11 protein-coding genes are annotated in these 15,861 nt (G+C 62.3%); 7 read left to right on the top strand and 4 right to left on the bottom strand.

Annotation, left to right across the window (positions count from 1 at the left end):
- Nucleotides 1-21: 21 nt before the first annotated feature.
- Nucleotides 22-327, bottom strand: coding sequence for an XRE family transcriptional regulator (locus tag HUW52_RS01820; protein ID WP_008080340.1), 306 nt, complete (start codon nucleotides 325-327; stop codon nucleotides 22-24).
- A complete protein-coding gene (locus tag HUW52_RS01825; RefSeq protein WP_175552822.1) occupies nucleotides 320-685 on the bottom strand; it encodes a type II toxin-antitoxin system RelE/ParE family toxin in 366 nt (121 codons plus the stop codon). The genes HUW52_RS01820 and HUW52_RS01825 overlap by 8 nt, the downstream gene beginning before the upstream one ends.
- A 170-nt stretch (nucleotides 686-855) precedes the next feature.
- On the opposite strand from HUW52_RS01825, the gene HUW52_RS01830 reads away from it, so the two are divergent.
- From HUW52_RS01830 to HUW52_RS01845, 4 genes are read left to right on the top strand one after another with little or no spacing between them, the layout of a single operon-like run.
- The gene (locus HUW52_RS01830; RefSeq protein WP_175552823.1) at nucleotides 856-1,635 is read left to right on the top strand and encodes an efflux RND transporter periplasmic adaptor subunit; all 780 of its coding nucleotides are present in this window, start codon (nucleotides 856-858) and stop codon (nucleotides 1,633-1,635) included.
- Entirely contained in the window at nucleotides 1,632-2,951 is a 1,320-nt protein-coding gene (locus HUW52_RS01835; protein ID WP_175552824.1) for an efflux RND transporter periplasmic adaptor subunit, read from the top strand. The genes HUW52_RS01830 and HUW52_RS01835 overlap by 4 nt, the downstream gene beginning before the upstream one ends.
- Nucleotides 2,952-5,048 carry a biotin/lipoyl-binding protein gene (locus HUW52_RS01840; protein ID WP_175552825.1) on the top strand — a complete coding sequence of 699 codons (2,097 nt, stop codon included), beginning with the start codon at nucleotides 2,952-2,954 and terminating at the stop codon, nucleotides 5,046-5,048.
- A gap of 11 nt (nucleotides 5,049-5,059) precedes the next feature.
- Nucleotides 5,060-5,554, top strand: coding sequence for an N-acetyltransferase (locus HUW52_RS01845; RefSeq protein WP_175552826.1), 495 nt, complete (start codon nucleotides 5,060-5,062; stop codon nucleotides 5,552-5,554).
- 47 nt (nucleotides 5,555-5,601) lie between these two features.
- Here HUW52_RS01845 and HUW52_RS01850 read toward each other — a convergent pair whose 3' ends face one another.
- Both HUW52_RS01850 and HUW52_RS01855 read right to left on the bottom strand, forming a co-directional pair.
- Complete coding sequence (locus HUW52_RS01850) at nucleotides 5,602-5,913, bottom strand: hypothetical protein (protein WP_016985568.1); 312 nt, start codon at nucleotides 5,911-5,913, stop codon at nucleotides 5,602-5,604.
- Between the two features lie 54 nt (nucleotides 5,914-5,967).
- Nucleotides 5,968-6,555 (bottom strand): phage tail protein, encoded by a 588-nt coding sequence (locus HUW52_RS01855; protein WP_016985569.1) that lies wholly within the window; start codon nucleotides 6,553-6,555, stop codon nucleotides 5,968-5,970.
- A gap of 238 nt (nucleotides 6,556-6,793) precedes the next feature.
- On the opposite strand from HUW52_RS01855, the gene HUW52_RS01860 reads away from it, so the two are divergent.
- The 3 genes from HUW52_RS01860 to HUW52_RS01870 all read left to right on the top strand — a co-directional run bounded on the left by HUW52_RS01860 (nucleotide 6,794) and on the right by HUW52_RS01870 (nucleotide 15,843).
- A complete protein-coding gene (locus tag HUW52_RS01860; RefSeq protein WP_175552827.1) occupies nucleotides 6,794-8,374 on the top strand; it encodes a glycosyltransferase family 39 protein in 1,581 nt (526 codons plus the stop codon).
- A gap of 150 nt (nucleotides 8,375-8,524) precedes the next feature.
- Complete coding sequence (locus HUW52_RS01865; RefSeq protein ID WP_175552828.1) at nucleotides 8,525-9,370, top strand: sulfotransferase; 846 nt, start codon at nucleotides 8,525-8,527, stop codon at nucleotides 9,368-9,370.
- Between the two features lie 56 nt (nucleotides 9,371-9,426).
- On the top strand, nucleotides 9,427-15,843 hold the full coding sequence (locus HUW52_RS01870; protein WP_175552829.1) for an Ig-like domain-containing protein: 6,417 nt from the start codon (nucleotides 9,427-9,429) through the stop codon (nucleotides 15,841-15,843).
- Nucleotides 15,844-15,861: the final 18 nt, after the last annotated feature.

The following is a 15,861-nucleotide window of genomic DNA, read 5'->3' on the forward strand; positions in this document are numbered from 1 at the left end:
AACGGCTGAGTGGGCGGAACCTCAGCCTGCGAAATTTTCGATCTTGATTTGTCCGTCGGGAAACGTGGCGATGATTTCAAGTTCTCCGCCCATCGCCCGGATGTAGTTGCGCAGTGTGCTGATGTACATATCCGTGCGCCGCTCCATCTTCGAGATCGCTGCCTGATTGACATGCAACGTTTCGGCAAGCGTTGCCTGACTCAGCGCTTTGGCCTGTCGCAGCTCGTTCAGCGGCATTTCCTTGATATGTTGTTCGTAGATCGAATGGGCGCGCTCCCGGGCTTCGGGGGTCATGCGCGCCTCGAGTTCGGCAAATTTCTTAGCCATTTTTACAACCCTCTTTGCGCAATGTATTGAGATGCTCATCGTACAGTCGGTCGGCGAGCGGAACGTTAACTTCATACCAGCGATCCTGACCGGTTTTGTCTCCACCGATCAATAGCAGCGCACAGCGTCTTGGATCAAACGCATAGAGTATGCGGTAGGGTCGTCCAGCATGTTGAACTCGCAGTTCTCGTAAATGGCCATGCCGCGCGCCGTTGATCGCGCTGCTGTGCGGAAAGCGCAACCCTGGGCCAAATTGACCCAGCAGTTTCACGCTTGCAGCCACCGAGCTCTGCTCATTTTCAGTCAGGTCTTCCCACCAGTTGCCGAACTCGTCGGTGTATTCGATATCCCAATTCATGGGGATCGAATATGAGTGTTATGGAATATTCCATCAAGGTTATATTTTCGATAGGTTGACCATAGCTCTTCAATCGATCTACAGCAAGGATTGCGATGCAATGATGGCCTTTCGCTTGACGCTAACCCCCGCTGTCGTAGACTCCGCACATCCGTCAGGGAGTAGCGGTTATGCAGCGTTTTCGCGGTTGGGTTGTCGGATTGACCTTAGTAACGTGTGCAGTTCAGGCGCAAACGCCCGGGCCAGACGATCCGCTGCTGGATAATCCGGCGTCGGGAGCGGCCAATGCGAGCAGTGAGGCGCGGGGGGTGTTGCGGGCGCGCGATCAGGCGACGCTGGCCAGTGAGCTTTCCGGGCGGATTGTCGAGTTGCCGTTCAGCGAGGGCGAGTCGTTCAAGAAGGGTGATACGTTGGCCCGTTTCGATTGCTCGGCCTATCAAGCGCAACTGAATGCCGCGCAGGCGGCCAGCCGTGGTGCTGGTGAGGAGCTGGCGCACAACAAACAGTTGGCTGCACTCAACTCTGTCGGGCGTTTCGAAGTGGCGCGGGCCGAGGCCAAGGTCAGCGAAACCCAGGCGCAATCCCAGGTGTATCAAGTGCAGGTCAAGCGCTGCAGCGTGGTCGCGCCGTTCGACGGGCAAGTGGTCGAGCGCAAGGTGCAGCGCTATGAAAGCGTGTCGGCCGGCGCGCCGCTGCTCGATGTGGTGGATAACCGCACTCTGGAAATTCATTTGCTGGTGCCGTCGCGCTGGATGGCCAGACTCAAGCCCGGCCAGACGTTCAGCTTCGTTCCCGATGAAACCGGTCAGCCGATCGATGCTACGGTGAAACGCCTCGGCGCGCGCATTGATGAGGGCAGTCAGACCCTGTTGCTAGTAGCAACACTCCCTGAAGCCAAAGGCCTGCTCGCCGGCATGAGCGGCACCGCGCGTTTCCCGGAGCTTAAGTGAACGCCCCGGTGAGCGGCGCCGCCGAACAGGTGTTCGCGCGCTTTCTTGACCTGGAACGCCAGACCCGCGCGGCCCGTGACGCCGCGCAACTGGCCTACAGCCTGGTCAATGACGGCCAGTCGTTGTTTGGCTTTCGTCATGCCGCGTTGTTGATCGCCGGCAAGGTGCAAGCCGTGACCGGCGTCAGTGCGGTCGAGCCGAATGCGCCGTTCGTGGCGTTCGTCGAGCAGGCCGTGGCGCAGTTGTTCAAGCAGGATGTGCTGAAGCAGGCGCGAGTGATTGCGCCGGAGTTGCTCAGCGAATCAATTCAGGCCGACTGGCGTAGTCTGTCCGCCACGCAGGTGTTTTGGCTGCCGCTGGTTGATCGTGACGCGCAGGTGTTTGGCGGCTTGTGGCTTGCACGTGATGTGCCGTGGAATCCTTCCGAACAAGTTTTGCTGTCGCAATTGGGCGATACCTACAGCCACGCCTGGCTGGCGCTGCAACCACGCAAACCGTGGCGGCTGCGCTGGACCCGTAAACGTCAGGTGGCACTGGTCACGGTGCTATTACTGGGGCTGTTGATCCCGGTGCGTCAATCGGTGCTGGCCCCGGCCGAAGTGGTGCCACTGGGCGGGCGCGTGGTGGCGGCGCCGCTGGACGGGGTGATCGCCGAGTTTCTGGTCAAACCCAATCAAACGGTGAAAACCGGCGATGTACTGGTGCGTTTCGAAAGCACCACGCTCAAGGCGCAGGCCGACGTTGCCGAGCGTGCGTTGGGTGTGGCGGAAGCTGAGCTGAAATCCAACTCCCAGCGCTCGTTCGCCGATGCCGAATCGAGTGCAAAAGTCGATTTGCTCGCCGCCCGCGTTGAACAGAAACGCGCCGAACGTGACTACGCCCGCGAGCTGCTCAAGCGCAGCGAAGTGCGCGCCGAGCGCGACGGCATTGCGGTGTTCGCCGACGCCGAGCGTTTGACCGGCAAACCGGTACAGACCGGTGAGCGCCTGATGGACATCGCCGACCCGAACCAGGCCGAACTGCGTATCGAACTGGCGGTGGGCGATGCGATCTCCCTTGAGCCCGGCGCCGAAGTCGCGCTGTTTCTCGACAGCGACCCATTGAAGCGTCATCTCGCCACGTTGGAGCGCTCGGCGTACGAGGCGCAGCCCACCGCGGGTGGACAGCTGGCTTATCGGCTCGACGCCAACTTCGCTGACGCCCCCCCGCGCATCGGCCTGCGTGGCACAGCGAAAATCTTCGGCGATCGCGCGCCGCTGGCGTTGTACCTGCTGCGCCGGCCACTGGCCGGTTTGCGCCAGAGCGTGGGCCTCTAGATGAATCTGCCGAGCCTGCGTGCCGACCTGCAATTGTCGCCCGCGGCGCCGGCCCTGGACGGTTCGCCGCGCTGGACCCTGGCCGATCCGGTGCGCGGGCGTTATTTCAAACTCGGCAGTGCGGCGATGCGCCTGCTGCGCCACTGGTCGCTGGGCGACGCCGAACGAGTCTTGCATGCGGCCAATCGTGAGCCGGGCTTGCCGCTGGACGGTACGGAGCTTGAGCAGTTGCTGGAGTTCCTCCGTGGCCACGATTTGATCAGCGCGCTCGACGATCAACAGCGCGCCAGTTATCGACTCAAGGCCTTGGCGCAAAAGCAAAGTCTGTGGCAAATCCTCCTGCATCAATATCTGTTTTTCCGCATACCGCTGTGGCGCCCGGACGCGTTTCTCAATCGGGCCTGGCCGTGGCTTGCGCGCTTCGGCCCGCGTCTGCTGCGCTATGGATTACCGGCGACGCTGGCGCTGGGCGTGTTTCTGGTCTCGCGCGATTGGCAGCGCTTTGTCGGCACCTTTCCGCACCTGTTCAGCCTCGGCGGCGCGTTGGCGTTTGGCGTGGCGCTGTTCTTTGCCAAGCTCTGTCACGAGTTTGGCCACGCGTTCATGGCCAAGCGCGCGGGGTGTCGGGTGCAGAGCATGGGCGTGGCGTTCATGGTTTTGCTGCCGATGTTTTATACCGATGTCAGTGATGCCTGGCGGGTCAATGATCGCCGTGCGCGATTGCTGATCGGTGCCGGCGGTGTGCTCGCGGAATTGCTGTTGGCGTGTATTGCGCTACTCGCATGGTCGTTGCTGCCGGACGGCCCGGGACGCACGGCGGCGTTCATGCTCGCCAGCGCCACGTGGATCACCACGCTGGTGGTCAACCTCAATCCGTTCATGCGCTTTGATGGTTATTTTCTGATCAGCGATTTTTGGGAAGTCGACAACTTGCAGGGCCGCGCATTTGCTCTGTGTCGCTGGCGCCTGCGCGAGTTTTTGTTTGGCTATGGCGCACCGGCGCCGGAGCCGTGGTCGCCGAAGATGCAACGGCGTTTGCTGATCTGGGGGTATGGCTCATGGTTGTGGCGTGCGGCGTTGTTTTTCGGGATCGCGCTGGCGGTCTATCACCTGTTCTTCAAGGTGTTGGGGATCTTCCTGATGCTGGTGGAACTGGTCTGGTTCATTTTTCTGCCGATCATGCGTGAGTGGCGCCAGTGGTGGAGCCGCCGCGAACAGGCGCACGGCCCGCGCGTGTTGCTCAGTGGGTTGGCGCTGCTCGGGTTGTTGCTGGTGCTGATCGTGCCGTGGCGCAGTTCGGTGGAGTTGCCGACGATGCTCGAAGCCGGGCGCACCAGTGCTCTGCATGCACCGACGGCGGCGCGGGTCAAAGCGGTGAACGTGACGGACGGGCAGGAAGTCGCTCAGGGCGATGTGCTGATTGAACTGGAATCACCGGACCTCGAATCGCGACTGGCGATCGTGCGTCGGGAAATCCAGATTCAGCAGTTGTTGATGCGCCGCCAGGCCAGTCGCAGCGAAACCGCTGCCGACGCCGGCATTGTCGAGCAGCGGCTGGCAGAAGCGGTCGCCGAATACCGTGGGCTGTCGGCACAACGCGAGCGCCTTTTGCTGCGCGCACCGCAGGCCGGCAGCGTGCGTGATCTGCTGCCGAACATGACGGTCGGGCGCTGGCTGTCGACCCGCGATGCGCTGGCCCGAGTGGTCGAGGACGGCGCGCGCCTGCGCGGTTATCTCGCCGAAGCCGAATTGTGGCGAGTCAAACCCGGCGCCAGCGGCCGCTTCATCGCCGATGACCCGATGCACCCGGCGCTCGCCGTGCAGTTGAATGAAATCGACACCAACGGCGTGGCCTACGTCGATCAGGAGGCGCTGACCTCCGATCACCACGGGCCGATTGCCGTGCGCCGCGATCAACAGCAGCGGGCAGAGCCGGTGCAGGCGCAATACGGCGCACGACTCAGCGTGCTCGACACAGCGCCGACACCGGTACAACCGTTGCGCGGCGTGGTGGTGTTGCAGGGCAGCGGTGAGTCACTGATCGGCGTCGCCTGGCGCCGAATGGCGGCGCTGGGGGTCAGGGAAAGCGGTTTCTAACGGAGAGCACGATGGCGGACAACGCAGCAGTGGCGGCAGAAGGACTAGTGGTGCGGCCTTCGCGGGCAAGCGACGGGCCGTTTTTGCAGGGCTTGTATCAGACGGCGCGGCCGGACCTGCAATGGGTCGACGGCGAGCAGGAACAGGTGCAGCAACTGGTCGCCCAGCAGTTCCAGGTGCAGGAGCAGGGCATGGGCGACAACTACCCCAACGCCATGCACTACGTGGTGGAAAAACTCGGCACCGCGATCGGCGCGTTGAGCACCGATTTCGGCACCAACGAGATTCGCGTGTTGTATCTGGCGTTCATTCCGCAGGCACGCGGCCAGGGTTATGGCCGCGCCGTGCTGCAAGGGGTACAGAAAGCGGCGCAACAGATTCGTTGCCCGGTGGCGACGGTGGTCTGGACCAGCAATCCCCATGCGCGACGGCACTACCTCGCGCTCGGGTTTGCGGTTGAAGAACGCAACCCGGCGGCGGAGCGCCTGGTCTGGTATCCCGCTTGAATCCGCACCGAACCCTGTAGGCGAAGGCCTACAGGGAAAATGTCGTGTCAGTTAAAGGTGATGTGGAAGTAAGCCAACTTCGGGTTCCGGCCCATGGGGGGTACCCGTGATACGAAGATGTCGTCGACCCGCCCCAGTTCCGGCAATTCGAACGCACAGAGTCCATCGACGAATTCCGTCGGTTGCAGACTGCTCAGTTCGACGCTGAAGGGCATGCGCTCGCTGTAGCGCATTTGCGCCAGAGGCTTTTCCGCAAGTTCGTCGATGTGGATAGGTAACTCAGTGCCATCGGGCAAATGCAGGGTGCCGATCCGCCCCAGCAATGCCTGGAAGTGTTGGCTTTGAACCGATTGCAGCATGTTCTCGCTCCGCCAAGGTTGGAAACCGGGGGAGGTGGCTCCCCCGGCGGTCGGTCAGTTACGCGAAGGGAAAATGCCGTTCAGCGCGATGCTGAAGTTGAGCACCAGATACGGGTTCATCACCGGCATCGGCAGGCCGTTGCCGGTGGGGCTGATCGTCCCGCTGATGGTGGTGGCAGCGCCTTTGAGCGGCACGGGGGATGCGCCCTGCGCGTCGGAAAAGATATTCGCCAGACCCGGCCCGGTGCCCGACGCACCAATGTAGGCGTTGGCCGCCGTCGGCGCGCCGGCCGGATTGCTGGCCGGGTTGGCCAGTTGCACGGTGGTGGTGGCGGTGAGGCCGGCGAGGGTGTGGGTGTGGTTCGGCAGATTGTTGAGGGTGGCCGTGACTTGCTCGGCGCCGGAGATTTCTCCCATGACCCGCGGCGTCAGACCCGCGCCGTTGCCTTGGCAGATCGGCATGCGGCTCTGCAGGTTGGGCAGGCCGAAGTTGACGGTGCCGTTGCCGCCGTAAGTGGTGCCGAGCAATGCAAACAGCGCCTGGTTCTGACTGATTCCAATGATCTGACCATTGCACAAGGCCCAGCCGCTGGGCGCATAGTTGAAGGCAAACGTCAGAACAGTGCCCATGTAAACGTCCATATAGTCCTTATCCTTCTGATTGGTTGTCGGCGGGCCGCTAGTGGGTTCAGGCGGTTGCTATTGCCTTGGCACTCCGTGGCCAGGTCACGCCACGCCAGAGCGTAGACGCGGATTGGCAAGCTTGCCGGATGTCGTGAAGTCGCAAATCGGCATCGACGGTGCTCCTGCGCCTGACCTAGAGTGACTGGCAGGTTCGGGCTTATACAGGCGTGGTGTCGTGGCACGGCAAGAGGCAGCAATGGCGGTCAACAGAGTGACACCGGTGGGCGACACACAGGATCCGCACGCGCTGCCGGGTTCGTGGTTTGCCCGCTTGCGTTTGATCCGCTGGGCCAGGGAACACTGGCTGCTGCCGATTCTGTTGTTGGCTGGCGCCGTACGCTTTTACGACCTGACCGCTGCGGCGATCTGGGGCGATGAAGGTTCCAGCCTGCTGCTGGCGCGCTATTCGTTGGCCGATATCTGGCATCACGCGGCGTTCGATGTGCACCCGCCGCTGTACTTCATGCTGCTGCATGGCTGGATCGAACTGTTCGGCGACGGCATTTTTGCCATCCGTTGCCTCAGCGCTCTGGCCGGTGTCGCTGCGGTCGGCATGGGCATCTGGCTGGTGGATCGCTTGGCCACGCGCCGCGCGGCGATCCTCGCCGGGCTGCTGTTGGCGTTATTGCCGACAGCGGTGCGCTACAGCCAGGAAGTGCGCATGTATTCGCTGCTCGGCCTGCTGCTGATCGCCGCGACGCTGGCGCTGGTCTACTGGATCCGCCGACCGCAGCGTCATCGCTATCTGGTGATTTATGCGCTGTTGATGACGGCCGCGCTCTACACCCATTACTTCGCCGTGCTGGCGGCGCTGTGTCACTGGATTTATCTGGCTGTTATTCGGTTTCGGCGCGGCTATCGCTTGCGGCACATCCAGCGCCCGGGCTGGTGGCTGGCGAACCTGGCCATCGCGGCGTTGTACCTGCCGTGGTTGCCCAACCTGCTCGATCTGACGCAGCACATGGAACAACTCAAGGTCGGTGGCGATGTCGGCTGGGAAGACCCGGTGACGCTGGCGTCGTTGCCGTCGATGATCTGGACATGGTTGATCCAGGATGACGGCGAACACTTGCCGTTGCTGGTGTTCGGCGCATTGCCGCTGGCGTTGTTGCTGCTGACGGCGGTGGCGGTGCTGCGGGATCGCAGCGTGTCGCGCGGCAGTGTCCTGCTGGCGTTGTACACCGGCTTACCGCTGTCGCTGGTGTTTGCGGTGTCGTTCATCACGCCGATATTCATCGAGCGCTATCTGACCGCTTACGCCCTGGGTTTGCCGCTGCTGGCGGCGCTGGCCATCGACCGCTTGTACAGCCGCGTGCGGATCCTCGCGATGGCGGTGCTGGTGTCGTTGCTCGGGGTGGAAATGGTTGGCCTGAACAACAACGCCACGGTCGACAGCAACGATCAGTTCGATCGCGTGGTGAACTACGTCAATCAGCATTTCCAGCCCGGTGATCGCATCATCACCAGCGACATGCTCTGGTATTTGAGTTACGTCTACTACGATCGCACCGGCGCACAGGTGCGGCTGTACACGCCGCCCGCTGCGGACGGCCGCTCGCTGCGCCCGAATCAATATGGTTTCGGTACGCTGGTCAGCGCCGATGTCTACCTCGACAGCCTTGCCGACCTTTCCGGCAATGCCCGCATATGGCTGGTCGGCACCCAGGATGACCCGGCAGAGTTTGCACCGTTACCCGCCACTTGGCAGATCAGTGCGCAAGTCCATGCGGGTGGGGCGCAAGCACGGTTGATCACGCCGCAATCTGCAGCCAAATAGGTGCGGGTCAGACTAAAACGTTTCACCTTAAAATTCGCGATTAAAAATTAACTTATTAGTTCTTTTTGCTCTTGGTTGATATCAAAACACTACTAGTCGCAGGGTGGTTGTTGGACTACGCTTTGTCGGACAAAGGGACTTTAGATCAGGGTGAAGGGATTGCAGCAGTTCCACTTTATCTCCGGCTTGCCGCGTTCAGGCTCCACCCTGCTTTCTGCGATTCTTCTGCAGAACCCGCGCTTTCACGCCGGCATGACCAGCCCGGTCGGATCGCTGTTCTCCAGTGTCCTCGAACAATGCAGCGCCGGCAGCGAGTACGGTGCGGTGATCGACACCGACATGCGCCGTCGCCTGTTGCGTGGTCTGTTCGACGCCTACTATGCCGACAAGGCCGACAAACCGGTGGTGTTCGATACCAACCGGCAGTGGAGTTCGCGTCTGCCGGCACTCAACGACCTGTTTCCCCAGGCTAAAGTGATTGCCTGCGTGCGCAACGTCGCCTGGGTGATGGACAGCCTCGAGCGGCTGTACCGCGCCAATCCCTTTGAAAACACCAAACTGTTTGGCGATGCCGTTGAGCGCAACACGGTGTACAGCCGTTGCGAAACCCTGGCTCAGCGCAATCGCCTGGTGGGTTTTGCCTGGGCCGCGCTCAAGGAAGCCTATTACGGCGAGCAAGCCGACTCATTGCTGATCATCGATTACGACTTGCTGACCCAGGCGCCTGAGCGCGTGTTGCGGCTGGTCTACGAGTTCATTGGCGAGCCTTGGTTCGAGCACGATTTCGAGCATCTGGCCTATGACGCGCCGGAGTTCGACCAGGGCCTTGGCCTGGCTGGCCTGCACAAGGTCAAACCGAAAGTGGCCTTGCAGTCACGGCGCACCATTCTGCCGCCCGACCTGTTCAAGCAATACGCTGATTTGTCCTTTTGGCTCGATGGCTCAGCCAGCGCCGCCAATGTCATTCGTATGAAGTCCGACGCCGCGATCAGTTGATCGCGGCGTTTTTCATTGATGCCTTACGTACCTTCGTTCGAGTTCGGGTGAGCAACATGTGGTGGAGCATTTTTGGCGGTGCAAAGGTCAAGTCTCGGGCAACCGCAGGTCAGCGTTCGCTGGCCGCGCCGATGATCATGTCGCTGGAGCCGCGCATGCTGTTCGACGGCGCGGTGGCTGCCACCGTGGCCGATACCGCTGCGCAAGCCGACAGCCATGCGCCCACCGCGGCCGAGGCGGCCAAGGCGCCGGTGGCTGACCATCCCGTAGCGAGCAAGGACACCCACGGCCAGGCTGATGCCACGCCGGCGGCCAGCCCGGTCGCGGTGCCCGGTCAGAGTGTGGTGTTCGTCGATTCGCGGGTGAAGGATGCCGACAGTCTGCTGCAAGGCATTGCTCCCGGCACGCAAGTGGTGAAACTCGACGCCAGCAAGGATGGTTTGCAGCAGATCGCCGACTTCCTCGATCAACATCACGGCGTCAGCTCGGTGCAGATCATTGCCCACGGCAATGCCGGTGATTTGTGGCTGGGCAACAGTTATCTGTCGGCAGACCACGTCGCTCAACGCAGCGTGGTTCTCGCGGAAATCGGCAAGGACATGAACGCTGGCGGCGATATCCTGATTTACGGCTGCTACACCGCTGAAGGTGATCGCGGCTTGAGTTTCGTCGACTCGCTGGCGCAGTTGACCGGGCGTGATGTGGCCGCTTCGAACAACCGCACAGGCGTAGGTGGCGACTGGGATCTGGAGATCGCCACCGGCACCATCGAAAGCGCCAACGTGCTGTCGAGCAAAGCCATGAGCGAGTACCAGTGGGGCCTGGCCACCTGGACCGCGACCAACAACCTCAACTCGGGCGTCGGCTCGCTGCGCGCGGCGCTGGCCTCGGCGCAGAACGGCGATATCGTCACGTTCAGTTCCGGCATGACCGTGCAGCTCACTTCCGAGCTGCTGATCAACAAGAACATCACCGTCGATGGCGACCTGAACAACGACGGCGTGGCCGACGTGACCCTCGATGGTCAGTACAAAACCCGCGTGGTGGAAGTCACCTCCGGCAGCACCGTGACCCTCGACGGCCTGGTAATCACCAAAGGCCTGGTCGCCGGCAACGGAGGTAACGGCGGCTCGGCGGCGGCGGGCGCCATGGGCGGCGGCATTTTCAACGCCGGCATTCTTACCCTGAACAACGTCACTGTGACCGCGAACGCCGCTTCCGGCGGTGGTGGCGGCGGGGGTGTAACCGGCGGTTATGTCGGCGGTGGCGGTGGCGGCGGTGCGGGTATCGGTGGCCAGACCGGTGGCCATGGCGGTTCGTCCGGCCCGGGTACAGGCACTTATGCCGGGGGCGCAGGCAGTGCCAATGCCGGCGGTTATGGCGGCGGTTACAGCCCGACCGACATGGGCGGGCGCGGCGGCACCAGCACCGGTGGCGTGGGCGGCAATGGCGGCAGCGCCGGTGCCGGTTATAGTCATGGTGGCAATGGTGGTTCGGCGAGCAACGGCAGCCTGTCGATTGGCGGCGGCGGTGGCGGTTCCGGTTGGGACAAAGTCGGCGGTGTTGGCGGCAATGCGGCGGGCGGTATCTACAACGCTGCGAGCGGCACCCTGAAAGTCATCGGCACCTCGGTCATCAGCAACAACATTGCTGCCGGCGGCGGCGGTGGTGGTGGCGGTGGGGTCGGCAGCAACGGTGCCGATGGCGGTGCCGGCGGTCGCGGCGTCGGGGCGATCTGGAACAACGGCGGTGTGGTGCTGATCACCGCGAGCAACTTCGCCGCGATCAGCGGCAACGGCGCTGCCAGCGGTGCCGGTGGGCTTTCCAACGGTGGTTCGACCGGCACGACGCCGAGCGCACTGGTGGGGATCTACAACAACGGCGGCACCCTCAATACTGCTTACGTCGAACCGCCGACCGCCACCATCGTGGTCGCCGACACCGCGCTGAAAATCGGCGAAACCTCGCTGGTGACCATCACCTTCAGCCGCGCCGTAAACGGTTTTACCAACGCTGACCTGACCATTGCCAACGGCACGCTGACCAATGTGTCCAGCGCCGACGGCGGTATCACCTGGACGGCAACCTTTACGCCGACCAACAACATCACTGACACCACCAACCTCATCACCCTCGACAACACCGGGGTGACGGCAGTCTCCGACAGCGTGGCAGGCGTCGGCACTACCAACTCCAACAATTACGTCATCGATACTCAGCGACCGACCGCAACCATCGTGATGGCAGACACTGCCCTGAAAATCGGCGACACCTCGCTGGTGACCATCACGTTCAGCGAGGCAGTGAGCGGTTTCACCAACGCCGACCTGACCATTGCCAACGGTACGCTGACCAACGTCAGCAGCGCCGACGGCGGCATCACCTGGACGGCGACGTTCACCCCGAACGCGAGCATTACCGATGCCACCAACCTGATTACCCTGGACAACACCGGGGTAGCGGATCTGGCCGGCAACGCCGGCAGCGGCACCACCGATTCGGCCAATTATGTAGTCGACACCGTGCGACCGACAGCGACCATTGTCGTTGCCGACACCAATCTCGCGGCAGGCGAAACCTCTGTGGTGACCATCACCTTCAGCGAAGCGGTGAGCGGCTTCACCGCCGCCGACCTGACGGTGGCCAACGGCACCTTGACCGGACTGAGCAGCAGCGATGGCGGCATTACCTGGACCGCCACGCTGACGCCAACCACGAGCGTCACCGACACCACCAACCTGATCACTCTGGACAATACCGGGGTCAATGACCTGTCCGGCAACGCCGGCACTGGCAGCACCAACTCCAACAACTACGCGATCGACACCGCACGACCGACGGCAACCATCGTGGTCGCCGATACCGCGCTTAAAATCGGCGAAACCTCGCTGGTCACCATCACTTTCAGCGAGGCCGTCAGCGGCTTCACCAACGCCGATCTGAGCATTGCCAACGGTACGCTGAGCACAGTCAGCAGCGCTGATGGCGGCATCACCTGGACGGCGACTTTCACGCCGACCAGCAGCATCACCGACGCCACCAACCTGATCACCCTGAATAACAGCGGGGTCGCGGATCTGGCGGGCAACGCCGGCACTGGCACCACCGACTCGAACAATTACGCGATCGACACCGTGCGGCCGACCGCCACCGTAGTGTTTGCGCAAAACACCTTGAAGATCGGCGACACCTCGCTGGTGACCATCACCTTCAGCGAAGCGGTGAGCGGTTTCACCAACGCCGACCTGAGCATCGCCAACGGCACCCTGACAGCTGTCAGCAGCGCGGATGGCGGGATTACCTGGACGGCGACGTTTACGCCGAGCGCGAACATCACCGATGCCACCAATCTGGTGACACTGGACAACACCGGCGTCGCCGACCTGGCCGGCAACGCTGGCAGCGGCACCACCGATTCGAACAATTACAGCATCGACACCCAGCGTCCGACGGCGACCATTGTGATGGCCGATCCTGCCCTGAGCGCCGGCGAAACCTCGCTGGTGACCATCACCTTCAGCGAAGCGATCAGCGGTTTCACCAACGCCGACCTGACCGTCCCCAACGGCACGCTGACGGCGGTCAGTAGTGCGGACGGCGGCATCACCTGGACAGCGACGTTCACGCCGACCGTGGGGGTCAACGACACCAGCAATATCATCACCCTGGCCAACACCGGGATCGCTGACCTGGCCGGCAACGCCGGCACGGGCACGACCAACTCGGGCAACTTCACCATCAACACGGTGGCGCCAACCGCGACCATCGTCGTCGCTGACAACAGCCTGACGATTGGTGAGACGACGACGGTGACCATCACCTTCAGCGAAGCCGTCACCGGTTTCAACAATGCCGACCTGACCATCGCCAACGGGACACTCACTGCGGTGAGCAGCAGCGACGGCGGCATCACCTGGACGGCGACGTTCACGCCAACCAGCAACATCACCGACGCCTCCAACCTGATCACCCTCGACAACAGCGGCGTGCAAAACGCCTCCGGCAACGCGGGCAACGGCACCACCAACTCCAACAACTACGCCATCGACACCCAACGCCCAACGGCAACCATTGCACTTGCCGACTCGGCACTGGGCGTCGGTCAGACCACCACCGTGACCATCACCTTCAGCGAGGCCGTGAGCGGTTTGACTCTGGCCGATCTGACCGTGGCCAACGGCACGCTCTCCGGGCTGAGCACGTCGGACAACATCACCTACACGGCGACGTTTACGCCGTCGGCGGGCATCACCGACACCAGCAACATCATCACCCTGGACAACACCGGCATCACTGACATCGCGGGCAACACCGGCAGCGGTACCACCGACTCGGCCAACTACGTCATCGACAGCCAGCGTCCGACCGCCACCATCGTCATCAGTGACACCGATCTGCGCCCGGGTGAAACCGCGCTCGTCACGATCACCTTCAGTGAGGCGGTCAGCGGCTTCGATAACTCTGACCTGAGCGTCGCCAACGGCGCACTCAGCAACGTCTCGTCGAGCGACGGCGGCATCACCTGGACCGCAACGTTCACGCCGACCATCGGCGTCAGTGATGCCACCAACCTGATCGTGCTGAACAACGCTGGCATCAGCGATCTGGCCGGCAATGCCGGCACCGGCACCACCAACTCGGCGAACTATGCGGTACAGACCGAAGTGCCGACGGCGACCATCGTCGTTGCGGACACCTCGCTCAAGGCCGGTGAAACCTCGGCGGTGACCATTACCTTCAGCGAGGCGGTCAGCGGTTTCAGCAACGCCGACCTGACTATCGCCAACGGCACGTTGAGCAACGTGGCATCCAGCGACGGCGGCATCACCTGGACCGCGACGTTCACGCCGACCGCCAACATCACCGACACCAGCAACCTGATCACCCTCGACAACAGCGGCGTGACCAACGCCTCCGGCAACAGCGGCGTCGGCACCACCGATTCGAACAATTTCGCCATCGATACGGCGTTGCCGACCGCGACCATTGTGGTCGCCGACAATCGCCTGGGCATCGGTGAAACCACCACGGTCACTATCACTTTCAGTGAAGCGGTCAGCGGTTTCGATCTGTCGGACATCAGCGTCGCCAACGGCACACTGGCGAACCTGACCAGCAGCGATGGCGGCATCACCTGGACCGCCACGTTGACACCGACCGTCAACGTCAACGATGCAACCAACCTGATCATCGTCGACACCGCCGGTGTGCAGGATCTGGCCGGCAACCTTGGCGCCAGCATCGCCATCTCCAACAATTACGCGCTGGATGCGACCCGGCCAACCGTGGACATCGTAGTCGCCAATCCGCATCTGGGCATCGGCCAGACCACCACGGTGACCTTTACTTTCAGCGAGGCGGTGAGCAATTTCGACTTGTCCGACCTGAGCGTGACCAACGGTGATCTGAGCAACCTCAGCAGCAGTGATGGCGGCAAGACCTGGACCGCGACCTTCACGCCGACCGCCAACGTCAACGACCCGAGCAATTTCATCGCGCTGGACACCAGCAACGTCACTGACCTGGCCGGTAACGTCGGCAGCACGGTGGCGGTGTCGAACAACTATGCGCTCGACAGCGAACGGCCAACGGCGACGGTGGTGATTGCCAATCCGAACCTCGGCCTCGGCCAGACCTCGCCAGTGACCATCACCTTCAATGAGGCGGTCAGTGGTTTTGATCTGGCGGACATCAATGTCGGCAACGGCACTCTGTCCAATCTGAGCAGCAGCGACGGCGGCAAAACCTGGACCGCGACCCTGACGCCGAATGCCAACGTCAACAGCGCCAGCAATGCCATCAGCGTCAACAGTGCCGGGGTCAGCGATCTGTCAGGCAACAGCGGCAGCGGCGTCAGCAGTTCGAACAATTACGCGATCAACACGGTGCCGCTAGTCGTTCCACCGACGCCGCCCACTGCGCCAATCAGTGTGGTCATTCCCGATCCTTTGATTCGCAGCAGCGACCCGGTGGTGCCACCACCGCCACCGAGCTTGCCGCTGCAACCGATCATCTTCACCGCGCCGACCGGCGATCTCGGCTCCCCGCTGACCTTTGCTCCGCTGTTCGAGCAACGGGTGATCGGCAACGGCATTCGCCCGCTGGGCGATATTTTCATCAATCACGGCGCTTTGAGCCCGAGCTTTATTGCTCAGGTGTTCGCCAGCAGTGACAACGCGGGTGATGGTTCCGGTCATGGCTTCCTCGGTTTTGGCGGCGGCGATGGCGGCGTCTTCGGTAGCAGCACGCTGTCGAGCCTGTTCAACCAGAACAGCGGCGCCGAGCGCGATTCGCTGAACGCATTTGGCAGTCACTCACTTAAGACCGGCGACATTTCTCAAGGCCTGCGCGGCGTGTTTGGCGCACCGACGCTGGGCCAGCAATTGCAAGAACTCAAAGACAGCGAGCAACACCGGGTCGACAACCTGGCGGCGGCGTTGCAACAGGTCGGTATCAGCGAAATATCGGCCTGAAAAAACCATAACTCAACA

Origin of the sequence: Pseudomonas sp. 43A (genome assembly GCF_013363935.1) — a bacterium.
Classification (GTDB): Bacteria; Pseudomonadota; Gammaproteobacteria; order Pseudomonadales; family Pseudomonadaceae; genus Aquipseudomonas; species Aquipseudomonas crudilactis.